General features: G+C 60.6%; 19 protein-coding genes and 2 tRNA genes. 4 read left to right on the top strand and 17 right to left on the bottom strand.

Going from position 1 to position 24974, the window contains the following annotated elements; all coding sequences use genetic code 11:
• Positions 1-31: 31 nt before the first annotated feature.
• From ACTJKS_RS08570 to rnr, 8 genes are all read right to left on the bottom strand, one after another.
• Complete coding sequence (locus tag ACTJKS_RS08570; protein WP_262947757.1) at positions 32-2335, bottom strand: YgiQ family radical SAM protein; 2304 nt, start codon at positions 2333-2335, stop codon at positions 32-34.
• A gap of 203 nt (positions 2336-2538) precedes the next feature.
• On the bottom strand, positions 2539-3936 hold the full coding sequence (dnaB, locus tag ACTJKS_RS08565; protein WP_041065665.1) for a replicative DNA helicase: 1398 nt from the start codon (positions 3934-3936) through the stop codon (positions 2539-2541).
• Positions 3937-4056: 120 nt separating this feature from the next.
• Entirely contained in the window at positions 4057-4503 is a 447-nt protein-coding gene (rplI, locus tag ACTJKS_RS08560) for a 50S ribosomal protein L9 (RefSeq protein ID WP_003186385.1), read from the bottom strand.
• 19 nt (positions 4504-4522) lie between these two features.
• Positions 4523-5416, bottom strand: a complete 894-nt coding sequence (locus tag ACTJKS_RS08555) for a hypothetical protein (protein ID WP_108181516.1) — start codon at positions 5414-5416, stop codon at positions 4523-4525.
• 36 nt (positions 5417-5452) lie between these two features.
• A complete protein-coding gene (rpsR, locus tag ACTJKS_RS08550) occupies positions 5453-5683 on the bottom strand; it encodes a 30S ribosomal protein S18 (RefSeq protein WP_002551829.1) in 231 nt (76 codons plus the stop codon).
• Between the two features lie 28 nt (positions 5684-5711).
• Positions 5712-6134 (bottom strand): 30S ribosomal protein S6, encoded by a 423-nt coding sequence (gene rpsF, locus ACTJKS_RS08545; protein ID WP_003221133.1) that lies wholly within the window; start codon positions 6132-6134, stop codon positions 5712-5714.
• A 313-nt stretch (positions 6135-6447) separates the two neighbouring features.
• On the bottom strand, positions 6448-7212 hold the full coding sequence (rlmB, locus tag ACTJKS_RS08540) for a 23S rRNA (guanosine(2251)-2'-O)-methyltransferase RlmB (protein ID WP_108181515.1): 765 nt from the start codon (positions 7210-7212) through the stop codon (positions 6448-6450).
• Positions 7209-9842: a ribonuclease R gene (gene rnr / locus ACTJKS_RS08535; RefSeq protein ID WP_041065679.1), complete on the bottom strand. Its 2634-nt coding sequence runs from the start codon at positions 9840-9842 to the stop codon at positions 7209-7211. Before rnr ends, rlmB begins: the two co-directional genes overlap by 4 nt.
• Before the next feature lie 225 nt (positions 9843-10067).
• On the opposite strand from rnr, the gene ACTJKS_RS08530 reads away from it, so the two are divergent.
• The 4 genes from ACTJKS_RS08530 (at position 10068) to ACTJKS_RS08515 (ending at position 13280) form a co-directional block, all read left to right on the top strand.
• Positions 10068-10154: transfer RNA gene (locus ACTJKS_RS08530), tRNA-Leu, on the top strand.
• Positions 10155-10335: 181 nt separating this feature from the next.
• Positions 10336-10422 (top strand) — tRNA-Leu (locus ACTJKS_RS08525).
• Between the two features lie 282 nt (positions 10423-10704).
• Positions 10705-11715, top strand: coding sequence for an extracellular solute-binding protein (locus ACTJKS_RS08520; RefSeq protein ID WP_108181514.1), 1011 nt, complete (start codon positions 10705-10707; stop codon positions 11713-11715).
• Positions 11715-13280, top strand: coding sequence for an ABC transporter permease (locus ACTJKS_RS08515; protein WP_108181513.1), 1566 nt, complete (start codon positions 11715-11717; stop codon positions 13278-13280). Before ACTJKS_RS08520 ends, ACTJKS_RS08515 begins: the two co-directional genes overlap by 1 nt.
• Positions 13281-13368: 88 nt before the next feature.
• On the opposite strand, the gene ACTJKS_RS08510 is transcribed toward ACTJKS_RS08515, so the two are convergent.
• From ACTJKS_RS08510 to mutL, 9 genes are all read right to left on the bottom strand, one after another.
• Positions 13369-15303, bottom strand: a complete 1935-nt coding sequence (locus ACTJKS_RS08510; protein ID WP_108181512.1) for a methyl-accepting chemotaxis protein — start codon at positions 15301-15303, stop codon at positions 13369-13371.
• 139 nt (positions 15304-15442) lie between these two features.
• Positions 15443-16732 carry an adenylosuccinate synthase gene (locus tag ACTJKS_RS08505; RefSeq protein WP_085711159.1) on the bottom strand — a complete coding sequence of 430 codons (1290 nt, stop codon included), beginning with the start codon at positions 16730-16732 and terminating at the stop codon, positions 15443-15445.
• Between the two features lie 54 nt (positions 16733-16786).
• Positions 16787-17974, bottom strand: coding sequence for an ATP phosphoribosyltransferase regulatory subunit (locus tag ACTJKS_RS08500; RefSeq protein WP_108181511.1), 1188 nt, complete (start codon positions 17972-17974; stop codon positions 16787-16789).
• A 313-nt stretch (positions 17975-18287) separates the two neighbouring features.
• Entirely contained in the window at positions 18288-19157 is an 870-nt protein-coding gene (hflC, locus tag ACTJKS_RS08495; RefSeq protein WP_041065696.1) for a protease modulator HflC, read from the bottom strand.
• The gene (gene hflK, locus ACTJKS_RS08490) at positions 19157-20332 is read right to left on the bottom strand and encodes an FtsH protease activity modulator HflK (protein WP_041065698.1); all 1176 of its coding nucleotides are present in this window, start codon (positions 20330-20332) and stop codon (positions 19157-19159) included. The genes hflC and hflK overlap by 1 nt, the downstream gene beginning before the upstream one ends.
• Positions 20333-20428: 96 nt before the next feature.
• A complete protein-coding gene (gene hflX / locus ACTJKS_RS08485) occupies positions 20429-21730 on the bottom strand; it encodes a ribosome rescue GTPase HflX (RefSeq protein ID WP_003221114.1) in 1302 nt (433 codons plus the stop codon).
• 12 nt (positions 21731-21742) lie between these two features.
• On the bottom strand, positions 21743-22003 hold the full coding sequence (gene hfq / locus ACTJKS_RS08480) for an RNA chaperone Hfq (protein WP_003221112.1): 261 nt from the start codon (positions 22001-22003) through the stop codon (positions 21743-21745).
• A gap of 94 nt (positions 22004-22097) precedes the next feature.
• A complete protein-coding gene (gene miaA / locus ACTJKS_RS08475; RefSeq protein WP_108181510.1) occupies positions 22098-23069 on the bottom strand; it encodes a tRNA (adenosine(37)-N6)-dimethylallyltransferase MiaA in 972 nt (323 codons plus the stop codon).
• Complete coding sequence (gene mutL, locus ACTJKS_RS08470) at positions 23069-24970, bottom strand: DNA mismatch repair endonuclease MutL (protein WP_186448485.1); 1902 nt, start codon at positions 24968-24970, stop codon at positions 23069-23071. Before mutL ends, miaA begins: the two co-directional genes overlap by 1 nt.
• Between the last annotated feature and the right edge of the window lie 4 nt (positions 24971-24974).

The raw sequence follows: 24974 nt of genomic DNA, 5'->3' as shown, positions 1-24974 counted from the left end.
AACGCCAACCCGAAGGTTGGCGTTTTTTGGTTTAGCGCGGAACGACGGGCTTGCGCGCCGGTTTCGGTCCCTTGCCCTTGGCCGCTTCCTTGCGCTCCTTGGCCGCCTGCTGGTTGCGGGCGAACGCCGCAGCCTTGGCTTGTTCACGCTTGTCCCAAGGGTTGCCACCGTCACTGGCACGCGGCGGCAGGCCGGTGTGCTGGGTGAGAATCTTGGTGGTCTTCTCTTTCGCGACCTTGTGACTGCCAGCCGGCGTCGAGTTCTTGCGACGGGCGCTCTGGTAGCTGTCGGTAGCCGGCTGATGCAGCGGGATCAACTGGTGCTTTCCCGGCCCGATGAGGTCGGCGCGGCCCATGCGGGTCAGCGCTTCGCGCAGCATCGGCCAGCCTTTCGGGTCGTGATAACGCAAGAACGCCTTGTGCAGACGACGCTGCTCCTCGCTCTTGACGATAGTCACACCGTCGCTCTTGTAGGTGACCTTGCGCAGCGGGTTCTTGCCCGAGTGGTACATCGCGGTCGCAGTGGCCATCGGCGACGGATAGAACGCCTGCACCTGGTCGGCACGGAAACCGTTGCCCTTGAGCCACAGCGCCAGGTTCATCATGTCTTCATCGGTGGTGCCCGGGTGCGCAGCGATGAAGTACGGGATCAGGTACTGCTCTTTACCGGCTTCCTTGGTGTACTTCTCGAACATGCGCTTGAAGCGGTCGTAAGTACCGATCCCCGGTTTCATCATCTGGTTGAGCGGACCTTCCTCGGTGTGTTCCGGGGCGATCTTCAGGTAACCGCCGACGTGGTGGGTCACCAGCTCTTTGACGTACTCCGGCGACTCGACCGCGAGGTCGTAACGCAGGCCGGAGGCAATCAGGATCTTCTTCACACCCGGCAAGGCACGGGCGCTGCGGTACAGCTGAATCAGCGACGAGTGGTCGGTGTTCAGGTTCGGGCAGATGCCCGGGAACACGCAGGACGGCTTGCGGCACGCGGATTCGATTTCCGGGCTCTTGCAGGCGATGCGGTACATGTTCGCGGTCGGGCCGCCGAGGTCGGAGATCACGCCGGTGAAGCCAGGAACCTTGTCGCGGATCTCTTCGATTTCGCGAATGATCGACTCTTCGGAACGGTTCTGGATGATCCGGCCTTCGTGCTCGGTGATCGAGCAGAACGTGCAGCCGCCAAAGCAGCCACGCATGATGTTCACCGAGAAACGGATCATGTCGTAGGCCGGGATCTTTTCCTTGCCGTACGCCGGGTGCGGAACCCGTGCGTAAGGCATGCCGAACACGTAGTCCATTTCTTCAGTTGTCATCGGAATCGGCGGCGGGTTGAACCAGACGTCGATCTCGCCATGCTTCTGCACCAGCGCGCGGGCGTTGCCCGGATTGGTTTCCAGGTGCAGCACGCGGTTGGCGTGGGCGTACAGGACCGGGTCGTTACGCACCTTTTCCATCGACGGCAGGCGGATCACGGTCTTGTCGCGGGTCATCTTCGGGCTGGCCAGAATCTGTACGACCTTGGCTTCCTCGGGATCGTCCACCGGGCCTTTTTCTTGCTCGATGGCGCAGGCCTGGGTGTCCTGGGTGTTCACGTACGGGTTGATGATCTTGTCGATCTTGCCCGGACGGTCGATGCGCGTGGAGTCGACTTCGTACCAGCCTTGCGGCGTATCACGGCGGATGAATGCGGTGCCGCGCACGTCGGTGATGTCTTCGATCTTGTGCCCGTAGGACAGGCGCTGGGCCACTTCGACAATGGCCCGCTCGGCGTTGCCGTACAGCAGAATGTCAGCGCTGGCGTCGATCAGGATCGAGTTGCGCACGCGATCCTGCCAATAGTCGTAGTGGGCGATGCGACGCAGGGACGCCTCGATGCCGCCGAGAACGATCGGCACATGCTTGTACGCCTCTTTGCAACGCTGGCTGTAGACCAGGCTCGCGCGGTCCGGACGTTTGCCCGCCATGCCACCCGGCGTGTAGGCGTCGTCGGAACGGATTTTCTTGTCCGCGGTGTAACGGTTGATCATCGAGTCCATGTTGCCGGCCGCGACGCCGAAGAACAGGTTCGGCTCGCCGAGCTTCATGAAATCGTCTTTGGACTGCCAGTTCGGCTGGGCGATGATCCCGACGCGGAAGCCCTGGGACTCCAGCAGCCGGCCGATAATCGCCATGCCGAACGACGGGTGATCGACGTAGGCATCACCGGTGACGATGATGATGTCGCAGGAATCCCAGCCAAGCTGATCCATCTCCTCCCTGCTCATCGGCAGGAATGGCGCTGGCCCGAAACATTCGGCCCAGTACTTTGGATAGTCAAATAACGGCTTGGCTGCTTGCATGTCGATAACCGGTGTTGGCTTTCATTGAATTTCGCGGGCGCGGAATATAGCACAAATTTTGACCAATTCCGACGGCTATGGTCGGAAATTGTGCTTTACCTGTGGCGAGGGAGCTTGCTCCCGCCGGGTTGCGAAGCAGCCCCTAGAATTCGACTGCTGCGCAGCCGATCGGGAGCAAGCTCCCTCGCCACAAGTGCTCGACGTTACTCGTCGTCGTCGAAGTTGTAACTGCCCGGCGCGAGGTTTTCGAAGCGGGTGTACTTACCGATAAACGCCAGGCGAATAAAGCCGATCGGGCCGTTCCGCTGCTTGCCGATGATGATTTCGGCGATGCCCTTGTGCTCGGTTTCCGGGTGATACACCTCGTCCCGGTACACGAACATGATGACGTCGGCGTCCTGCTCGATCGCTCCGGATTCCCGCAAGTCGGAGTTCACCGGACGCTTGTTGGGACGTTGTTCCAGGGAGCGGTTGAGCTGCGACAGCGCCACCACCGGGCAGTTGAATTCCTTGGCCAGGGCTTTCAGGGATCGCGAGATCTCGGAAATCTCGTTGGTCCGGTTGTCGCCACTGGAGCCGGGAATCTGCATCAGTTGCAGGTAGTCGATCATGATCAGACCGATATCGCCATGTTCGCGAACCAGGCGCCGGGTTCGCGCACGCATTTCCGACGGGCTGATGCCGGCGGTATCGTCGATGAACAGCTTGCGGTCGTTGAGCAGATTGACCGCCGAGGTCAGGCGCGGCCAGTCGTCGTCTTCCAGCTGGCCGGAACGCACCTTGGTCTGATCGATACGCCCCAGGGACGAAAGCATACGCATGATCAGCGATTCGCCTGGCATCTCGAGGGAGTACACCAGCACCGCCTTGTCGCTGCGCAGTACGGCGTTTTCCACCAGGTTCATGGCGAAGGTGGTCTTACCCATCGACGGACGGCCGGCGACGATGATCAGGTCGGCCGGTTGCAGGCCGCTGGTCTTCTCGTCAAGGTCGGTATAACCGGTGGATAGACCGGTGATCGAGTCGGCGGTGTTGAACAGGGTGTCGATGCGATCGATGGCCTTGGTCAACAGTTCGTTGACGCCCACCGGCCCGCCGGTCTTGGGGCGCGCCTCGGCGATCTGGAAGATCTGCCGTTCGGCCTCATCGAGGATCTCTTCGGCGGTACGACCTTCCGGGTTGAACGCGGCATCGGCAATTTCGGTGCTGATGCCGATCAACTGACGCAACGTCGCCCGCTGGCGAACGATCTGCGCATAGGCCTTGATGTTGGCGACGGACGGCGTGTTTTTCGCCAGCTCGCCGAGGTAACCGAGGCCGCCGACCTGAGACGTCTGACCTTCCTTGTCCAGTTGCTCGGCAAGGGTCACGACGTCGATCGGCATGTTCTGATCGGCCAGTTTGGCGATCGCACGGAAGATCAGGCGGTGGTCATGCCGGTAGAAATCGCCGTCGGAGACTTGATCGAGCACGCGTTCCCAGGCGTTGTTGTCCAGCATCAGACCACCGAGTACAGCCTGTTCGGCCTCGATGGAATGCGGCGGCACTTTCAGCGCGGCGGTTTGCAGATCGTATTGCTCGGGAGCGGTGATTTCGTTCATGGCCACTTGGAGTCAGGGTTGAAAACGGGAGTACCAGAAAGACAAAGGGCACGACCTGTAAACAGGATCGTGCCCGATGTTACCGGCTAGCACCCGAGGGTGCCAGCCGACAAGTATTGCTTAAGCTGCTACCACGACAACGCGTACGGTGGCTTCAACTTCGGCGTGCAGGTGCACAGCCACGTCGAATTCACCCACGTTGCGGATGGTGCCGTTCGGCAGACGAACTTCGCTTTTCGCAACTTCAACGCCGGAGGCGGTCAGTGCGTCAGCGATGTCGTGAGTACCGATCGAACCGAACAGCTTGCCTTCGTCGCCAGCGGTGGCAGTGATGGTCACTTCCAGCTCGGCCAGTTGGGCAGCACGGCTTTCAGCCGATGCTTTACGGTCTGCGGCGGCTTTTTCCAGCTCAGCGCGACGCTCTTCGAACGCAGCCAGGTTGGCAGCGGTCGCAGCGGTAGCTTTGCCGAAAGGCAGCAGGTAGTTACGGCCGTAACCGGCCTTAACGTTTACTTTGTCGCCCAGGTTGCCCAGGTTGGCGATTTTTTCCAGAAGGATCAGTTGCATGTGGAAATCCTCTTAACTTTTAACCTTCACCGTTCGCGTTATCGGTGCCTTTCGACACGTGACGACCGCGAAAATCAATCAGGCTGTCGACAATGGCCAGAACCACGAGCAACGGATAGAGCAGCTGCATGAACAACAGCAGCGTGACGTACAACCCCACCAGCCAGAAACCGGCCAGTCGCTTCTGCCCGACCAGCCCGTGAATCAGGGCCAGTCCGGCGAACACCAGCGGTACACTGCACAACGGCGTCAACATGGCCATCTGTGCACCGAGATTCGGGCCCAGAAGCATCAACGCCAGCAGCAACATCGCCGGCCCCAGCGGGATCCGGATGGCGCGAAACTCGCGACCAAAACCACCCGGGTTGTACAACAACGCCTGCCAATGACGCCCGATAATCAGGCTCAGCACGCTGACGATCTGCAACAAGGCCGCAATCAGTCCGGTCAGGACCGGTGCAATCAGGGACGCGAAACGCGCTTGCTCATCGACCGACAATTGCTTGTAGGTTTCACCAAGAAGCGCCGGCATGACCTTTATCAAGGCCTGCGCGAGCATCTCGATCTGGGCCGCAAACGCTGCCCCGAGCACCACAGAAAACACCACTCCCATCACTACGCTGACCAGCAGCGTGCGGACCCAGGATTCGCTTGCGCGCAACACCAACGCAAGCCCCGAAGACCCCAGCAGCACCAGAAGTGCCCGCGGATCATCGGCATACAGCCACCAGATCAATGCCGGCAGCAGCCCCAGGGACAGGACGCCAATGGCGTCCGTCAGTCCGCGCCGCAGAAGCACCAGGCTCCCGGCGGCAGCACCCAACCAATACAACAACGGCAATGTTGCACACCCGGCCACTACGAGAGTGGCCTGCATACGGCCGCGCATGATGAACTCAGCTAAGGCACGCATGCATTCAATCCTTTGCTACTTGTCGACTGCCCGGTCTCAGCGGCCGTGGCTGTCGGTGTAGGCCAGCAGGGCCAGGAAGCGGGCGCGCTTGATAGCGGTGGCCAGCTGACGCTGATAACGAGCTTTGGTACCGGTGATACGGCTTGGAACGATTTTGCCGGTCTCGGATACGTAGGCTTTCAGAGTGTTGAGATCTTTGTAATCGATCTCTTTCACGTCTTCAGCGGTGAAGCGGCAGAATTTACGACGACGGAAGAAACGTGCCATTTGATAGGCTCCTTAAAAGGTCCGTGGATTACTCGTCAGCGTTATCGCTGTTGTCGCTGTCATCACCCTCAACGCCATCAGCGTCGGAGTGCTCAGGACGGTCGCGACGCTCACGGCGCTCACTGCGGTTTTCTTCAGCCTTGAGCATCTCGGACTGGCCGGTAACGGCTTCGTCGCGACGGATGACCAGGTTACGGATCACAGCATCGTTGTAGCGGAAGTTGTCTTCCAGCTCGGCCAGGGCCTTGCCAGTGCACTCAACGTTCAGCATCACGTAGTGAGCCTTGTGAACATTGTTGATTGCGTAGGCCAGTTGACGACGGCCCCAGTCTTCCAGACGGTGGATTTTGCCGCCGTCTTCTTCGATCAGCTTGGTGTAACGCTCAACCATGCCGCCGACTTGCTCGCTCTGGTCAGGATGGACCAGAAAGATGATTTCGTAATGACGCATGAATGCTCCTTACGGGTTGTAGCCTGCCGCTCAAAAACGGTCAGACAAGGAGTGAATGACACTTATGGACTTGCTGGCGCGGGGCACATGCGTGCCTGCCGTCACAGCAAGGGGCGCAATTGTAGAGAAGGGACTGCAGAGGTGCAAGGCAATTGGTGATTATTTGAACAATCACCGATCTTCGACCTGAAACAAAACACTGTGGGAGCGAGCCCGCTCGCGAATGCGATCTATCAGGCAACATTATTGTCGCCTGACACACCCCTTTCGCGAGCAGGCTCGCTCCCACATTTGAACCGATTTCAGCTCAAGACTACTTCTTCGCGGCACCTTTGGCCTTGGCGCCGCGTTGACGCTGCGCTTCGAACAGGCACACACCGGTGGCCACGGACACGTTAAGGCTGCTGACGCTGCCAGCCATCGGCAGGTTCACCAGATAGTCACAGTGCTCACGGGTCAGGCGACGCATGCCTTTGCCTTCGGCGCCCATGATCAGGATGGTCGGGCCGGTCAAGTCCTGGTCATAAATGCTGACCTCGGCCTCACCCGCGGTGCCGACGACCCACAGACCGCGCTGCTGGAGCTTTTCCAGAGTGCGTGCCAGGTTGGTCACCGCCACCAGCGGAATGACTTCCGCCGCGCCGCAGGCCACTTTGCGCACCACGGGCGTCAGGGTTGCCGACTTGTCCTTGGGCACGATCACCGCCAGCGCGCCGGCAGCATCCGCCGAACGCAGGCAGGCGCCGAGGTTGTGCGGGTCGGTCACGCCGTCGAGCACCAGCAACAACGGTGCGCCTTCGGTGCGGTCGAGCAGCTCGTCGAGCATCGCCTCGCCCCAGACCTGGCTCGGACTGACCTCCGCGACCACGCCCTGGTGTACGCCTTCAACCCAGGCGTCCATTTCGCGGCGCTCGGCCTGGCCGATCTGCACACGATTTTCGTTGGCCAGTTCGATCAGGGTCTGCACGCGCGGATCATTGCGGCTTTCGGCCAGCCAGATCTGCTTGACGCGTTTCGGGTGGTGACGCAGCAACGCTTCTACCGCGTGAACGCCGTAGATCTTTTCCAACTGACTCATGACTTCGCCTTCGGTTTACGCGACCCGCCACTTTTGGCTGGAGCCGAACCCGCTTTCGGCGGGCCTTTACGGTGTTTGCTCGGTTTGGCTGGTTTGCCGCCGACGGCCTTGTCAGGCGCCGACCGTCCGGTCTTTCCCCCAGACGCCGCTTTACCACCGCTTTTGGCTTCGGCCAGCAAGGCCTTCTTCAATTCACGGCTTTTGCGCAGCTCGGCGTTTTTCGCCACGGCATCGCTCGGGCGATAGGCCTCGACGGCTTTCTCTTTGGCTGGACGACGGCTGGCGGTTTTCGCCGGAGCCTTGTCTTCCACAGCCTTGGTCGCAGCCGGAGCGGTGCTTTCGCTGCCGCGCTTCTTACGACCAATCGGCGCGCTGATGGTTTTTTCGGCCATCTCGAAGTCGATCTTGCGCTCGTCGAGGTCGACGCGCATCACGCGCACTTCAACGGTATCGCCGAGACGGAAGCTGCGACCGGTGCGCTCGCCCGCCAGGCGGTGATGCACAGGATCAAAGTGGTAGTAATCGCCCGGCAGCGCGGTGACGTGCACCAAGCCTTCGACATAGATGTCGGTCAGCTCGACGAACAGACCAAAACCGGTCACCGCCGTGATCACGCCCGGGAACGATTCGCCGACGCGATCCTTCATGAACTCGCACTTGAGCCAGTTCACCACGTCGCGGGTGGCCTCGTCGGCACGGCGCTCGCTCATCGAGCACTGCTCGCCGAGTTGCTCCAGCGCCGCCTCGTCGTACGGATAGATGCGCGCCTTCGGAATGGTCATCGCCCCGGCACGGCGAACGTGCGGCGTGTCCTGCTTCGAATGGATCACGCTGCGGATCGCGCGGTGCGTGAGCAGGTCCGGATAGCGACGGATCGGCGAGGTGAAGTGGGTATAGGCCTCGTAGTTCAGACCGAAGTGACCTTCGTTCTGGGCGCTGTACACCGCCTGACTCAGGGAGCGCAGCATCACGGTCTGGATCAGATGGAAGTCCGGACGGTCCTTGATACTCGCCAACAGGGCCTGATAGTCCTTCGGCGACGGTCCTTCCTTGCCTTTGTGCAGGGACAGGCCGAGCTCGCCGAGGAAGGCGCGCAGTTTTTCCAGACGCTCCGGTGGCGGGCCGTCGTGGACACGGTACAGCGCAGGAATTTCGTGCTTCTTGAGGAATTCGGCGGTGGCCACGTTGGCCGCCAGCATGCATTCCTCGATCAGCTTGTGCGCATCGTTGCGGGTGGTTGGACGGATTTCGGCAATCTTGCGCTCGGAACCGAAGATGATCCGGGTTTCCTGGGTTTCGAAATCGATCGCGCCACGCACGTGACGGGCAGCCAGCAACACTTTGTACAGCGCATAGAGCTGCTTGAGGTGCGGCACCACGTCGGTGTATTCGCCGCGAAGCTTGCGCGCTTCGGTGGCTTTCGGGGTTTCCAGCATCGCGCTGACCTTGTTGTAGGTCAGACGGGCGTGGGAATGGATCACCGCTTCGTAGAAGCAGTAGTCGGTCATTTCGCCGGACTTGGAGATGGTCATCTCGCAAACCATGGCCAGACGGTCGACATGCGGGTTCAGCGAGCACAGGCCGTTGGACAGCTGCTCAGGCAGCATCGGCACCACGCGCTCGGGGAAGTACACCGAGTTGCCGCGCACCTGGGCTTCGTTGTCCAGCGCCGAACCGATCTTCACGTAGCTGGAAACGTCGGCAATTGCCACGTACAACTTCCAGCCGCCGGAGAACAGACGCAGTTTGCCCGGCTTGGCTTCGCAGTAGACCGCGTCGTCGAAGTCGCGTGCATCTTCGCCGTCGATGGTGACGAACGGCAGATGGCGCAGATCGACACGCTTCTCTTTGTCTTTTTCTTCGACTTCAGGCTTGAGCTTGGCGGCTTCTTTCAGCACCGCTTCAGGCCAGACGTGCGGAATGTCGTAGGTACGCAGCGCGACATCGATTTCCATGCCCGGCGCCATGTAGTTGCCGACCACTTCGATCACATCGCCTTGCGGCTGGAAGCGCGGCGTCGGCCAGTGGGTGATTTTCACCTCGACGAACTGACCGATTTGCGCGTTGGCGTTGCGACCCGGAGTCACCAGCACTTCCTGCTGAATCTTCGGATTGTCGGCCACGACGAAACCGATGCCGCCTTCTTCGAAGTAGCGACCAACGATACTCTCGTGGGCACGGGACACCACTTCGACGATCACGCCTTCCCGGCGACCGCGACGGTCGAGACCGGAAACCCGAGCCAGGGCACGGTCACCGTCGAACACCAGACGCATTTGCGCCGGGCTCATGAACAAATCGTCGCTGCCGTCGTCCGGCACCAGGAAGCCAAAGCCGTCGCGGTGACCGCTGATGCGACCGAGGATCAGATCGAGTTTGTCTACCGGTGCATAGGTGCCACGGCGGGTGTAGATCAGTTGAGCGTCGCGCTCCATGGCGCGCAGGCGGCGGCGCAGGGCTTCGATCTGGTCTTCTGTGGTCAGACCAAACTCTTCGACCAGTTGCTCGCGGGCAGCAGGCGAACCCCGATCAGCAAGGTGCTGAAGGATCAGTTCGCGGCTGGGAATAGGGTTTTCATATTTTTCCGCTTCACGAGCGGCCTCGGGATCGAGGGACTGCCAATCGGCCATTAGAGAGTTTTCACCTTGTCTATATGCGGGTTAGTTTGGCATAGGCGTCATCAAACGGGAAATTTCCGACTCTATAAGGCCCTTCTGAAGCCTTGTATCGACGCCTGAAAGCCCTTTTGAACACCGCCGGTAAAAAAAATCATTTTTTTTGCTGCCGGGGGTTTACAGTTAAAAAGGCGCTCCGTATAGTGCGCGCCATCGACGACGTACACACGTTGACGAGATGCCCAGGTGGTGAAATTGGTAGACACGCCAGCTTCAGGTGCTGGTGACCTTACGGTCGTGGAAGTTCGAGTCTTCTCCTGGGCACCAATTTCGAGATTGAGACTAGAACAGTTTCAAGACTCACACAAAAACCCGCGAAAGCGGGTTTTTTGCATTCCGGGGAACGGTTTTGTCAAACCCGATTAATTAAAATTAAATCAGGGGTTTACAGATCAAAAAGCGCTCCGTATAGTGCGCCACATCAACAGCGGCAACGCTCGCGATGAATGCCCAGATGGTGAAATTGGTAGACACGCCAGCTTCAGGTGCTGGTGACCTTACGGTCGTGGAAGTTCGAGTCTTCTTCTGGGCACCAATTCAAACTCAAGGTTACGACGTTGAGTTTCCCGAAAACCCGCGAAAGCGGGTTTTCGCGTTTCTGGCGTTTGAAAACTTGCGCCCCGCCCCTGTAGGAGCTGCCGAAGGCTGCGATCTTTGCTTTTAAAAAAAGATCAAAAGATCGCAGCCTTCGGCAGCTCCTACATTTCTGCGAATGCGCCGTACCAGAGCTGGCGACAGACCGCAAGGCGCACTTGAGAAACAATATCGTTTATCATTGTTGCAAGTTTTTGCAATGCGACAGTGAGGAACCCTGCGAATGATGTTTCGAAATACCCTGCGCCGCGGCTTGACCTTCACCCTGCTCGGCCTGGCACTCGCCACTCCCCTCACCCAGGCAGCCGATGCGGTTTCCCTGACGCTCTACAACGGTCAACACAAGGAAGTCGGCGATGCGATCGCCAAGGCTTTCGAAGCCAAGACCGGCATTCACGTCAATGTACGCAAAGGCAGCAGCAACCAGCTCGCCAGCCAGGTCATCGAAGAAGGCGACCGCTCCCCCGCCGACGTGATCTACACCGAAGAATCCCCACCACTGAACAACCTTGGCGAACAAGGCCTGCTAGCCAGGACCGATGACGCCACGCTGGCCGTGCTACCGAAACAATACGTTGCCGGCAACGGCACCTGGATCGGTGTCACCGCGCGGGTTCGCGTAGTGGCCTACAACCCGAAACTGGTCGATGAGAAAGACCTGCCGAAGTCGGTGATGGAGTTCTCCGATCCGAAGTGGCAAGGCAAAGTCGGATTCGTCCCGACCAGCGGCGCATTCCAGGAACAAGCCGTGGCGATCATCAAGCTGCACGGTCGCGACGCCGCCGAGGAATGGCTGACCGGCCTGCGCGCTTTCGGCAAGACCTACAGCAACAACATGGTCGCCCTCAAAGCCGTGGAAAATGGTGAGGTCGCCACCGTATTGGTGAACAACTACTACTGGTTCGCCCTGCAGCGTGAGAAAGGCAAACTCGACTCGAAACTGCATTACTTCACCGGCGGCGATGTCGGCGGACTGATCACCGTGTCCAGTGCTGCCGTACTGAAATCCAGCAAACACCCAAAAGAAGCTCAGCAATTCCTTGCCTACATGGCCAGCGAAGAAGGTCAGCGCGTGATCACCCAGACCACCGCCGAATACCCGCTGCACAAGGGCATGGAATCGGATCGCGGCCTCAAGCCATTCAGCGAACTGCAAGCGCCGAACGTGACCCCGGCCGATTTGGGCAACGCCGAGGAAGCCCTGGAGCTGGAACGTGAAGTTGGCCTGAACTGATGGCCGCATCGTTATCCGCCCCCGCCGCGCGCGGGGGTTACGTGCCACGACGCAAACGGCCATCGATCTGGCTGGTGCTGCCGGTTTTATTACTGGTGGTGCTGAGCCTGTTGCCGCTGGCCTACGTCGGGCTGAAAGCCTGGCAGGCCGGCTGGGCCGAGGCGCTGCACTTGCTGTGGCGCCCCTATGTGTTTGGCCTGCTGCGCAACACGCTGGCGTTGATGGTTGGCGTGACGCTGACGTGCGGCGTGATCGGCCTGTCACTGGCGTGGCTGCTGGAGCGCAGCAATTTGCCGGGACGACGCCTATGGGGCGTGATTCTGTGCCTGCCGTTCGCGGTGCCGGCGTTCGTCAGCAGCTTTACCTGGGTGTCGTTGAGCGCGCAGTTCGAAGGCCTCGGCGGGGCGATTCTGGTGATGAGCCTGTCGAAGTATCCGTTGATCTTTCTGCCGGTCGCGGCAACTCTGCGCAACCTTGATCCGTCCCTTGAAGAATCGGCTCGCACCTTGGGACAGAACCGCTGGGGCGTGTTTTTCCGCGTCACCCTGCCGTTGCTCTGGCCATCGCTGCTGGCCGGTTCGCTGCTGATTGCCCTGCACATGCTGGTCGAGTTCGGCGCGCTGTCGATCATCGGCCTGCAAACCTTCACCACCGCGATCTATCAGCAATTCGAACTGGAATTCAGCAACGCCAACGCGGCGATGCTTTCGGCGGTGCTGCTCGCGCTTTGTCTGATGCTGCTGTGGCTGGAGTTGCGTGTCCGCGGCAAGGGTCGCCATGTGCGCACAGGCCAGGGCGCGGCACGTCAGGCCGAGCAAGTGCGATTGGGGCCGTGGGCTATTGTCGGTCAGTTGTATTGCCTGTTGCTGGCGATTGTCGGCAGCGGAATTCCGCTGGCCATGCTCGCGTACTGGCTGGCGGTTGGCTCATCGGCAGCCTTCCCGGTCGCAGCGATCACAGAGGCGCTGCTGTCTTCGCTGGCCTTGTCGCTCGGTGGCGCGGCGCTGTGCCTGCTGCTGGCGGTGCCGGTCGGGCTGCTGGTGGTGCGTTACAAGGGCCAACTGGCGATCTGGGCCGAACGCTTGCCGTATCTGCTCCACGCCTTGCCGGGCCTGGTAATCGCGCTGACGCTGGTGTATTTCGCCCTGCACTACGTGCCGGCGCTGTACCAGACCTCGGCATTGCTGCTGATCGCTTATGCGCTGCTGTTCCTGCCATTGGCACAGGCGCCGATTCGCACGGCACTGAACAAGGCCGCGCCGCAGTTGGAAGAAGCGGCACGCACGCTGGGGGCCTCGTCGTTCACCGCGTTTTGCCGGGTGACCCTGCCGATCATTTTCCCGGCACTGGGCGCGGCGTTTGCGCTGGTGTTTCTGGATGCGATGAAGGAACTGACGGCGACGCTGCTGCTGAGCCCTACCGGGCTTAACACGTTGGCAACCGAGGTCTGGGCGCATACCGCGAATGTCGAATTTGCGGCGGCGGCGCCTTATGCGGCGCTGTTGATTGTGGTGTCGGGGTTGCCGGTGTATCTGCTGACGACGCGGATGTATCTGAGCCGCTGACACCGCTTTCGCGAGCAGGCTCGCTCCCACATTTTGACCGAGNATGCGATCGAATGTGGAAGCGAGCCTGCTCGCGAAGGGGGCAACCTCAGGCCCTGAACTGTCCCAGGCTGGCCTTCAACTGCGCCGCCAACCCATCCAGCACCTTGCCACTGGCCGTGGTTTCCACCACCGCTTGCGCCGCTTTCTCGGCCTGAGCATGGATCGTCTCGACCCGCCCGCGCACTGCCTGCGCACCCTGCGCCTGATGCGCCGCTGCCTGCGTCGCCAGACCGATCGCCGCGTGCACCTGCTCGACCGAAGCCTGCACCGACTGCTGCAACCGCGCACTGTCGCGCAACACCAGCAACCCTTCGCTGGCCTGCCGCCCGGCCTGACCAATCGCCTCGACCGCCTCACGCGCACCTTGCTGCAACGCGACGATGTGCGCCTGGATATCGCCCGTCGAGCTTTGCGTCTTGCTCGCCAGGGCGCGCACTTCATCGGCGACCACCGCAAAACCGCGCCCGGTCTCACCGGCCCGCGCCGCTTCGATCGCCGCGTTCAAGGCCAACAGGTTGGTCTGCTCGGCGATGCCGTGAATCACCGTCAACACCACTTCAATCTGTTCGCTCTGCTGCGCCAGTCGCTCGATGACTTTCGCCCCGGTATCGACCTGCCCGGCCAGCGCCTCGATCAAACTGCCGACCTTCGCCGAGGTGCGAGTATTTTCATCGGTGGCCTGGCGAATATCCACCACCTGCTTCAACGCCGCCTGCATGGCATGGCTTTCCGATTGCGCCTCGTCTGCCATTTGCGACAGCGCGCGCAGGCTCTCCGCCACTTCATCACGCTGCATCCCGGCCGCGGCGTCGGCACCGGCATTGCGCAGGGTCATGGCGCCGATTTCCACGCCGGTACGCTGGGCCACATCGCCCGCCTCGCGCACGATCGGCTGTAACTTATCCACAAAGCGATTGACTGCCGAGGCCATGTCGCCGATTTCGTCCTTGCTGTTGATCTGCACGCGCTTGGTCAGGTCGCCCTCGCCCGCCGCCAGATCGTCCATCGCCGCGTTAAGCATCTTCAAGCGATTGACCACCCGGTGCCCCAGCACCACCGCCAGCAACAGCAGCACGCCGCAACCGACGAGTGCCAGGCCCATGCCGATACGCCAGCGCAAGGTCGCGGCGGCTTCCTGCACGGTGCTGCTGGTATTTGCTTTCATCTCGGTCGCGGTGGATTGCGCCGACTGCAGGCGCGCCTGCATTGCTGTCGCGCTGTCGGCGGCGGCGCCCTTGAGGCTATCGCCCACCAGTTGATCGCTGCTGGCGATCAGCGCCGAGAAGCGCTTGTCCAGTGCCGCCAGATCGGTTTCCACCGAGGCTGTGGACACCCCCATCAGCACCTTGCCGATTTCCACGCCGTTGGGATTGATCGAGGCCTCGAGGTAGTAGACCGACGGATCGTTTTTCGCCGCGTCCAGCACTTTATCCAGCGCGCGTTCGCCCTGGCCCTTTTCCAGCAAGGCCTTGTTGATCGGGTTTTCGCGATTGAGATAACGCGTCAGGTGTTGTCCGGTGGCGTCATCGTAAACCACGAACAACACGTTGGGGTTACGCTGGGCGCGACGGGCAAATTCCGACAGGGTTGGCACGTCGCTGTCCCACATGGCGCGCGGCGCCACCGAGGCGAGCAATTGGGCCATGTCATTGGCCGAATCCTTCAGGTCTTTTTCCAGCGTCGCACGCAGTTGTGCCTGCTCATCCTTCAGACGCGCGGACAGACCAGCGGTCAGACGTTGCCGGGTACTTGAGGAAAGGTTATCGAGGCTTGAGGTGACTTCGCGCCCGGCCTGCTCCAGCTCGCCGGAGAGCTTTTGGCTGTCAGCGCCCAGACGAGTGCCGAGATCAGCCTCCAGCGCCGTGACCGTGCTTCGTGTCAGGGCGACTGCCACCAGCACTTGCACCAAAAGGGCGATACCAAGGGTAACGAACACGGGCCGCAACAAACGGCTTTGTAACAGTGAGAGAACGGCCGACACTGTGAATCCCTCTACGTCTGACGCCATTAATTTGATGGCACTCTTGTAGGAAGATTTACAGCAAAGGTCATGCCGTCCAACAGGCATAAACGACAAAGGCCCCGATTAAGGGGCCTTTGTTTTTTACATCAACGACTTATCAAGCGAACGGATGACGCAGAACGATGGTTTCGTTGCGATCCGGGCCCGTCGAAATAATGTCGATCGGCGCGCCGATCAACTCTTCAACGCGTTTGATGTAGGCACGAGCGTTAGCTGGCAGCTCTTCCAGGGTTTTGGCACCCACGGTCGATTCGGTCCAGCCCGGCACTTCTTCGTACACAGGCTGCAGGCCCACGTAGCTGTCAGCGTCGGTCGGCGCCACGGCATTGCCTTGCGCGTCCTTGTAGCCGGTGCAGATGTTGATGGTTTCCAGACCATCGAGGACGTCCAGCTTGGTCAGGCAGATGCCCGAGATGCTGTTCACATCGATGGCGCGACGCAGGATAACGGCGTCGAACCAGCCGCAACGACGAGCACGGCCGGTGGTCGCACCGAACTCGTGACCTTGCTTGGCCAGGTGCGCGCCCACTTCGTCGAACAGCTCAGTCGGGAATGGACCCGAACCGACGCGAGTGGTGTAAGCCTTGGTAATGCCCAGGATGTAGTCGAGGAACATCGGGCCAACGCCCGAACCGGTCGCCACGCCACCGGCGGTGGTGTTGGAACTGGTCACGTACGGGTAGGTACCGTGGTCGATGTCGAGCAGCGAACCCTGAGCACCTTCGAACATGATGTCTTTGCCGGCGCGACGCAGGTCGTGCAGCTCGGCAGTCACGTCGAGCATCAGCGGCTTGAGCAGCTCGGCGTATTCCTTGCACTCGGCCAGGGTCTTTTCGAATTCGATGGCCGGCTCTTTGTAGTAACCCACCAGCATGAAGTTGTGGTAATCCACCAGTTCACGCAGCTTGTCTTCGAAACGCGGCATGTTCAGCAGGTCGCCGACGCGCAGGCCACGGCGTGCAACCTTGTCTTCGTAAGCCGGGCCGATGCCGCGACCGGTGGTACCGATCTTCAGCTCGCCACGGGCTTTTTCACGGGCCTGGTCCAGCGCCACGTGGAAGGACAGGATCAGCGGGCAGGACGGGCTGATACGCAGACGCTCGCGCACCGGTACGCCTTTCTCTTCCAGCTTGGTGATCTCACGCAGCAGGGCGTCAGGTGCAACCACCACGCCGTTGCCGATCAGGCACTGCACGCCTTCGCGCAGCACGCCCGACGGGATCAGGTGCAAGACGGTTTTTTCGCCGTCGATCACCAGGGTGTGGCCAGCGTTGTGGCCACCTTGGTAGCGCACTACGGCGGCAGCATGTTCGGTCAGCAGATCAACGATCTTGCCTTTGCCCTCATCACCCCATTGGGTGCCCAGGACTACGACATTCTTACCCATAACACTTGTCCTCATTCGCGCAAACTTGGTGCCGGCGATGGCCGGCAGGAAAACTCAAGAAGCCAGTGGCGATACTTGCCAAAGCCCGTTCTGCTGAATCAATTGCCGGTCGCAGTCCGCATCACGGGCGGCGGCCAAAGGTTGTCCAGGCAACGCCTGAACGACACGCTGACCCTCACTGCGCAACTGGCAAACCTGCTGCCAGAGTGCCGCATCCGTACTGTCAGGCATCCAGATACCGCCAGACGGTAGCTCGATCTCAGCACGCCCCAGGGTCACCAGGGTTTTCAAATCGGTAGAGAAGCCGGTCGCCGGACGGGCACGACCGAAGTCGGCGCCGATGTCGTCGTAACGACCGCCCTGAGCGATGGACTGACCCACGCCCGGGACAAACACCGCGAACACCACACCGGTGTGGTAGTGGTAGCCACGCAGCTCGCCCAGATCGAAGTACAGCGGCAGATCCGGGAAACGCGTCGCCAGACGCTCGGCGATCTCCAGCAAATCTTCCAGCGCCGCCAGCACTGGCGCTGGCGCATTGGCCAGACGCTCACGGGCAGCGCTCAATACTTCACGGCCACCACACAGATCGACCAGTGCCCGCAGCATGCCGGACAGATCGGCCGGCAGGCCTTCGGTCAAGCTAATGACCTCGTCGATGGCCTTGCGTTGCAACGCATCGAACAACTGCTGCTCAACCTCACCGGACAGACCGGCGGCACGCGCCAGACCACGGTAGATGCCGACATGGCCAAGGTCCATGTGCACATCCGGCACATCGGCCAGTTGCAGCATGGCCAGCATCAGGCTGATGACTTCCACGTCGCTGCTCGGGCTGGCATCGCCGTACAACTCGGCACCCAACTGGATCGGGCTGCGCGAGGACGACAGTGCACGCGGCTGGGCATGCAGCACGCTGCCGGCGTAGCACAGACGGCTCGGGCCTTCGCGACGCAGGGTGTGCGCATCGATACGCGCCACTTGCGGCGTGATGTCGGCACGGAATCCCATCTGCCGACCCGACTGCGGGTCGATGACCTTGAAGGTACGCAGATCCAGGTCCTGGCCCGCACCGGTCAGCAGGGATTCCAGGTACTCGATATGGGGAGTCACGACAAACTCGTAACCCCAGCTCTGGAACAGATCCAACACCTGACGACGCGCGACTTCAATGCGCGCCGCTTCCGGTGGCAGTACTTCTTCGATGCCATCTGGCAGCAGCCAGCGGTCTACCGTTGCCATTACGCCATTCCCCTTTGATCCGGGCGGCCAGCCTGCGGGCGAGCCTTGAGTGAAGCAGAAAATGACCAAACCGTTCAAAACGCACGCGCATGAACGACGCGGCGAAAGGCCTGTTACCGGCTTCGCCCATCACTTTCCTCGAAAAACGCTCGGGCCATTCAACCCGATGCCTGCAACAAAAAACAGCAATCAAACGTGCAGACGCAAAAAAGCCGGGAATTTCCCGGCTGCCGCATCATACACACGTTTTCCCAAAGGATCACCCCGCCCGAGGTTTTAGCCGCCGGGCGGAATGATTCAGGTCAACGTCGTATCAAGGCTTGGACTTTTCCAGGTAACGGAAGAAGTCGCTGCTTGGGTCGAGAACCATGACGTCGGATTTGTTCGCGAAGCTGTCACGGTAGGCACGCAGGCTACGGTAGAAACCGTAGAACTCCTGATCCTGACCGTAGGCCTTGGAGTAGATCGCAGCAGCCTGGGCATCGCCGTCACCGCGAATCTCTTCGGATTCACGATAGGCCTCAGCCAACAGCACGCGGCGTTGACGATCGGCGTCGGCACGGATGCCTTCGGCCAGCTCGTTACCCTTGGCGCGGTGCTCGCGAGCTTCACGCTCACGCTCGGTGCTCATGCGCTCGAACACGCTGCGGTTCACTTCTTTCGGCAGATCGATGGCCTTGACCCGGACATCGACGACTTCGATACCCAGCTCTTTTTCCGCCATCTTGTTCAGCGACGCGGTGATGTCAGCCATCAGCGCATCACGCTCACCCGACACCACTTCGTGCAGGGTGCGTTTGCCGAACTGGTCACGCAGACCGGATTCCAGACGACGGGACAGACGCTCGTCGGCGATTTGCTTGAGGCCGGAAGTCGCGGTGTAGAAGCGCTCGGCATCTTTCACGCGCCACTTGGCGTAGGCATCGACCATCACGGCTTTCTTTTCCAGGGTCAGGAAGCGCTGTGTCGGTGCATCCAGCGTCATCAGACGTGCGTCGAATTTACGCACCTGGTTAACGTAAGGCACTTTCACATGCAGGCCCGGCTGAACATCAGCCTGAACCACACGACCGAATTGCAGCAGCACCGCACGCTCGGTCTGAGCGACGATGTAGAAGCAGTTCCAGCCCACCAGCACCACGACAACGCCAACGATCAGGGCGATCAGCGATTTATTGCTCATCAGCGGCTCTCCCTTGTACGTGTCTGCGGCAGGTCAGTGACATGCGGCGCGACGTCCGTGTTGTTGCTGGCGGCGGCCGAACCGGTCACCGGTGCATTGCTGCCCGAACTGTTCTGGATCATCTTGTCCAACGGCAGGTAAAGCAGGTTGCTCTGGCCGTTCTTGTTGCCGGTCACGAGTACCTTGCTGGTGTTGCTGAAGACTTCCTGCATGGTGTCCAGGTACAGACGCTGGCGGGTGACTTCAGGGGCCTTGCGATATTCCGCGACCAGTTTGGTAAAGCGGTCTGCCTCACCCTTGGCGCGCGAGACCGTTTCGTCACGGTAACCGTTGGCATCCTCGAGGATACGCTGGGCCTGACCACGGGCTTCCGGCACGACGCCGTTGGCGTAGGTTTCCGCCTGGTTGCGCGAACGCTGCTCGTCTTCCCGGGCGCGGATCACGTCGTCAAAGGCTTCCTGCACTTCGCGCGGTGCCGCTGCGCTCTGTACGTTGACCTGAGTGACGGTGATACCGGTGCGATAGGTATCGAGGAAACGTTGCAGACGCTCCTTGATTTCGCTGGCCATCAGTTCACGACCTTCGGTCAGCACCTGGTCCATGGCGGTCGAACCCACCACGTGGCGCAGAGCACTGTCGGTCGCATGCTGCAGGCTGATTTCCGGCTGATCGACGTTCAGCACGAAATCCTGCAGGTTGCTGATCTTGTACTGCACGGTCAGCGGCACTTCGACGATGTTTTCGTCTTCGGTCAGCATCTGGCCCTGCTTGGTGTAGGCACGCTCACGCGTGACGTTCTCCATGTACTTCTTGTCGATCGGCGGGAAGTAGATGTTCAGGCCGGGGCCGACAGTCTCGTAGTACTTGCCGAAGCGCAGCACCACGGCTTGCTCCTGCTCGTCGACCACATAGACCGCGCTGTACAGCCAGACAGCCGCCAGCACGACGAGGCCGATGCCGAGCAGACCGCCGAAGCCGCCACCACTCCTGCCCGAACCACCGCCGTCGTCACCACCGCGTTTCTTACCACCACCGAACAACCCGTTCAGGCTTTCCTGCAGCTTTCGGAAGGCCTCGTCGAGATCCGGTGGCCCCTTGCGGTCGCCGTTATTGCGGCGCTTGCCACCCCAAGGATCCTGATTATTCGAGTTGCCACCCGGCTCATTCCAAGCCATAGCGCTCTCCATCTGATAAAGCAAAGACGCACCCACGGCGCGCCGACCAATGCTACAGAATGCCTGCCGTTGCGGCACAACCGCTTTGCCAGGCTTTTATTGCAAAGTGTGTTGCTCGATGAATTCCATCGGCTGCAATCCTTCGCGGCTTACCAGTCGATTCAACTCGACCCGGGGCAAACGAACGGCCAGCAGGCAGATGCCTTCTTCGTCGTGTTCTTCTTTCTGTACCGCGCCGAGTTCGAAGAACTGCGCACGCAGTCGAGCGAACCGTTGCGGCAAGCGCAATGTCCCCACAAACAAATCACTGCCCAGCAACTCGGCAATGGCTTGCTCAAGCAATTCCAGACCCGTGCCATCACGCGCCGACAGCCAGACCCGCTGTGGCTTGCCATCGGCATCGCGCTGGATCTGTGGCTCAACGCCTTCAAGCAAATCGAGTTTGTTGTATACCTCGAGGATCGGCAAGTCCTGCGCCCCGATCTCGCCCAGCACCACCATCACCTGCTCGATCTGCAACATGCGATCCGGCTCGGCCGCGTCGATCACGTGCAACAGTAGGTCGGAGTTGCTCGACTCTTCGAGCGTAGACCGAAATGCCTCGACCAGCTTGTGCGGCAAGTGCCGAATGAACCCTACCGTGTCCGCGAGAACAATCGGCCCCAGGTCGTCCAGTTCCAGACGGCGCAGGGTCGGGTCCAACGTGGCGAACAACTGGTCGGCCGCGTACACCTCGGATTTGGTCACGTTATTGAACAGCGTGGATTTGCCGGCGTTGGTATAGCCCACCAGAGACACGGTAGGGATATCCGCACGGGAGCGGCCACGTCGCGATTGCTCGCGCTGGCTGCGCACTTTTTCCAGACGACCCTTGATCTGACGCAGACGTACCCGCAGCAGACGCCGGTCGGTTTCGAGCTGGGTTTCACCCGGGCCGCGCATGCCGATACCGCCACCCTGACGCTCAAGGTGAGTCCAGCCGCGAACCAGACGGGTGCTCATGTGATCAAGCTGGGCCAGTTCGACCTGGAGCTTGCCTTCATGGGTACGCGCGCGCTGGGCAAAGATATCGAGAATCAGGCCGGTACGGTCGATCACGCGACACTCGAAAACACGTTCGAGGTTACGTTCCTGACTGGGCGTGAGAATGTGATTGAAAATCACCAGATCGGCCTTCTCGGCATGGACCAGGTCGCGTAATTCTTCGACCTTGCCGCTGCCAATCAGGAATTTGGCGGTTGGCCGATGACGCGGTACGTTAAAAAACGCAACGGTCTCGGCGCCCGCCGAATTAGCCAATTCCTGAAACTCCTGCGGATCTTCGCGCGCCTCAGGGTCCTGACCTTCCAAGTGAACGAGGATGACTCGCTCACCACCACCGTGGCGCTCAAAGAACAAAGGAGACTCCTATCAGGCGTTACCTGGCTCAGCGTCACCTGCATCGGATTCGGTTGCGCTAGGCAGACGAATTGGACGTACTGGCACGACTGTCGAGATAGCGTGTTTGTAAACCATCTGGCTGACGGTGTTTTTCAGCAGGATAACGAACTGGTCGAAGGACTCGATCGTGCCTTGCAGTTTGATACCGTTGACCAGGTAGATGGAAACCCCAACTTTCTCTTTACGTAAAGTATTCAAGTAAGGGTCTTGTAGCGAATGCCCTTTTGACATGTGCCGCACTCCTTTAAGGATTCAATAATAAAAATAGGTAATTCAGATGGCTTTGGCCGCCACACCCCCAAGGATAGACGGCAATTGCAAGGACTCAGCTCAATATGGAGATGGTCCCAAGGTATTTCAAGGCGCGTGGCAGATTGTCGCAATCAAGACTGTCCAGCCAGTGCAGTTCTTCCCAGCTGCGCAGCCAGGTGAACTGGCGCTTGGCCAATTGACGCGTGGCAATGATGCCGCGTTCCTGCATATCAGCTAACGACAGCTTGCCATCCAGGTAGTCCCAGACTTGGCGGTAGCCTACCGCACGTATAGACGGCAACCCGGCATGCAGGTCACTTCTTTTACGCAGGGCTACGACCTCGTCGATGAATCCCTGTTCCAGCATATTTGTGAATCTTTGTTTAATGCGTTCGTGCAGTACCTGGCGATTTGCCGGAGCAATCGCCAAGTTCGCGACAGTATAGGGCAATTGTTGCCGTCCCGAAGCGGCTGCTTCAGTACTTTGCGCAGATTGTTGCTGACGCAGGGCGGTCATGCTCTGGCCACTGACCCGATAAACCTCCAGCGCCCGACTCAGGCGCTGCGGATCGTTCGGGTGAATGCGTGCCGCCGACACCGGATCGATGATCGCCAGTTGCTCGTGCAGGGCTTGCCAGCCAAGGCGCGCAGCCTCTTCTTCGATCTGTGCGCGGACTTCGGGATCCGCCGCCGGCATGTCCGCCAGGCCTTCAACCAACGCCTTGTAATAGAGCATGGTGCCGCCGACCAGCAGCGGAATTTTCCCGCGCGCGGTGATCTCGGCCATGGCTTGCAGGGCATCGCGACGGAAATCCGCAGCCGAATAGGCTTCAGCCGGGTCGAGAATGTCGATCAGCCGGTGCGGAAACTCGGCCAGCAATTCTTTGGAAGGCTTGGCGGTGCCGATGTCCATGCCGCGATAGACCAGCGCCGAGTCGACGCTGATCAGCTCGCACGGCAGGACCTTGGTCAGCTCGATGGCCAGGTCGGTCTTGCCCGCAGCGGTCGGGCCCATCAGGAAAATCGCTGGAGGAAGCTGGCTCATCAACGACCGCGCAGGAACAGTTTGTCCAGATCGTCCAGGCCCAGTTGGGTCCAGGTCGGTCGGCCATGGTTGCATTGACCGCTGCGCTCGGTGTTTTCCATGTCGCGCAGCAGGCCGTTCATTTCTGGCAGGGCCAGGCGCCGGTTGGCGCGGATCGCACCGTGGCAGGCCATGGTGCCGAGCAGTTCGTTCAGGTGTGCCTGAATCCGGTCGCTGGTGCCGTATTCCATCAGGTCCGACAGTACATCGCCCACCAGCCGGTTAGCCTCGGCCTGCTTGAGCAGCGCCGGAATCTGGCGGATCGCCAACGTTTCCGGGCCCAGACGCTGCAGCTCGAAGCCCAGCTTCTGGAACCATGCAGCGTGTTCTTCAGCACAATCGGCTTCACGCTGACTGACCGCCAGCGACTCCGGCACCAGCAGCGGCTGACCGCTGAGACCTTCGCTGGCCATGGCGATCTTCAGGCGTTCGTACATGATCCGTTCGTGCGCGGCATGCATATCCACCAACACCAGACCCTGGGCGTTCTCGGACAGGATGTAGATGCCCTTGAGCTGCGCCAGTGCGTAACCGAGCGGCGGAATATCTTCCTGACCGGCCGGCAGTGCGTTGGCATTCGCTTCCGGCAACGGTGCGAAGAACTCGCGGTAAGCGGCTTGAGCCTCGGCGGCCGGCGGCATCGCCGACTGCGGACGTGGCGTGTACTGATACTGATAAGCGCCGCCAGCGCTGGCACCCGAAGACGTGTTGAACGCCGGTTGCGCCTGCGGTTGCTCGAGCAGCGCATTGGCTGCCAGACGCATTTCGCCCTGCGGGCCGAACTCGCCGGCCTCGATGCCCGTTGGCCGAACGACAGCGGTCGTCACGGAGCCGGCCAATTGATCCTCGGGACGCACATCGCCCAGCGCACGGTGCAGCGTGCCGTAAAGGAAGTCATGCACCATGCGCCCGTCACGGAAGCGCACTTCGTGTTTGGTCGGGTGCACGTTGACGTCCACCGCCGCCGGATCAACCTCGAAAAACAGCGCAAACGTCGGATGACGACCGTTGAACAGCACATCGCGATAAGCCTGACGCACCGCGTGGGCCACCAGTTTGTCGCGCACCGCACGGCCATTCACAAAGAAATACTGCAAGTCCGCCTGGCTGCGGTTGAAGGTCGGCAACCCGACCCAGCCCCACAGGTGCAAGCCGTTGCGCTCGATCTCGATCGGCAGCGCCTGCTCCAAAAAGCCCGAACCACAAATCGCCGCCACCCGCCGGGCGCGGGCCGCATCATCGTGGGCCTCGTGCAGGCTGAGGATGGTCTTGCCGTTGTGGCGCAGATGGAAGGCGACGTCGAAACGCGCCAGCGCCAGACGTTTGATCACTTCTTGCAGGTGATCGAATTCGGTTTTTTCGGTCTTGAGAAACTTGCGCCGCGCCGGCGTGTTGAAGAACAGGTCGCGCACTTCCACCGAGGTACCGACCGGATGCGCCGCCGGCTGCACCCGAGGCGCCATGTCGCGACCTTCGGTTTCAACCTGCCAGGCCTGATCGGCATCGCGGGTGCGCGAGGTCAGGGTCAGGCGCGCCACGGAGCTGATCGACGCCAGTGCCTCACCACGGAAGCCCAGGCTCATCACCTGCTCCAGATCTTCGAGGTTGCGAATCTTGCTGGTGGCGTGACGGGCCAGCGCCAGCGGCAGGTCGTCGGCGGAAATGCCGCTGCCGTCGTCACGCACCCGCAGCAACTTGACGCCGCCCTGCTCGACATCGACGTCGATGCGCTTGGCACCGGAGTCGAGACTGTTTTCCAGCAATTCCTTGATCACCGAAGCCGGGCGCTCGACCACCTCACCGGCGGCGATCTGGTTCGCCAGCCGCGGGCTGAGCAGTTCGATGCGTGCGGCGTTCAACACCTGG

It is taken from the genome of Pseudomonas sp. 22189, from assembly GCF_052045635.1.
GTDB lineage: Bacteria > Pseudomonadota > Gammaproteobacteria > Pseudomonadales > Pseudomonadaceae > Aquipseudomonas > Aquipseudomonas parakoreensis.
This window is presented reverse-complemented; position numbering and strand designations above follow the sequence as displayed.

Coding starts and splice junctions, on each gene's coding strand:
- ACTJKS_RS08570 (WP_262947757.1), bottom strand. CDS start 2,335: ATGCAAGCAGCCAAGCCGTTATTTGACTATCCAAAGTACTGGGCCGAA.
- dnaB (WP_041065665.1), bottom strand. CDS start 3,936: ATGAACGAAATCACCGCTCCCGAGCAATACGATCTGCAAACCGCCGCG.
- rplI (WP_003186385.1), bottom strand. CDS start 4,503: ATGCAACTGATCCTTCTGGAAAAAATCGCCAACCTGGGCAACCTGGGC.
- ACTJKS_RS08555 (WP_108181516.1), bottom strand. CDS start 5,416: ATGCGTGCCTTAGCTGAGTTCATCATGCGCGGCCGTATGCAGGCCACT.
- rpsR (WP_002551829.1), bottom strand. CDS start 5,683: ATGGCACGTTTCTTCCGTCGTCGTAAATTCTGCCGCTTCACCGCTGAA.
- rpsF (WP_003221133.1), bottom strand. CDS start 6,134: ATGCGTCATTACGAAATCATCTTTCTGGTCCATCCTGACCAGAGCGAG.
- rlmB (WP_108181515.1), bottom strand. CDS start 7,212: ATGAGTCAGTTGGAAAAGATCTACGGCGTTCACGCGGTAGAAGCGTTG.
- rnr (WP_041065679.1), bottom strand. CDS start 9,842: ATGGCCGATTGGCAGTCCCTCGATCCCGAGGCCGCTCGTGAAGCGGAA.
- ACTJKS_RS08520 (WP_108181514.1), top strand. CDS start 10,705: ATGATGTTTCGAAATACCCTGCGCCGCGGCTTGACCTTCACCCTGCTC.
- ACTJKS_RS08515 (WP_108181513.1), top strand. CDS start 11,715: ATGGCCGCATCGTTATCCGCCCCCGCCGCGCGCGGGGGTTACGTGCCA.
- ACTJKS_RS08505 (WP_085711159.1), bottom strand. CDS start 16,732: ATGGGTAAGAATGTCGTAGTCCTGGGCACCCAATGGGGTGATGAGGGC.
- ACTJKS_RS08500 (WP_108181511.1), bottom strand. CDS start 17,974: ATGGCAACGGTAGACCGCTGGCTGCTGCCAGATGGCATCGAAGAAGTA.
- hflC (WP_041065696.1), bottom strand. CDS start 19,157: ATGAGCAATAAATCGCTGATCGCCCTGATCGTTGGCGTTGTCGTGGTG.
- hflK (WP_041065698.1), bottom strand. CDS start 20,332: ATGGCTTGGAATGAGCCGGGTGGCAACTCGAATAATCAGGATCCTTGG.
- hfq (WP_003221112.1), bottom strand. CDS start 22,003: ATGTCAAAAGGGCATTCGCTACAAGACCCTTACTTGAATACTTTACGT.
- miaA (WP_108181510.1), bottom strand. CDS start 23,069: ATGAGCCAGCTTCCTCCAGCGATTTTCCTGATGGGCCCGACCGCTGCG.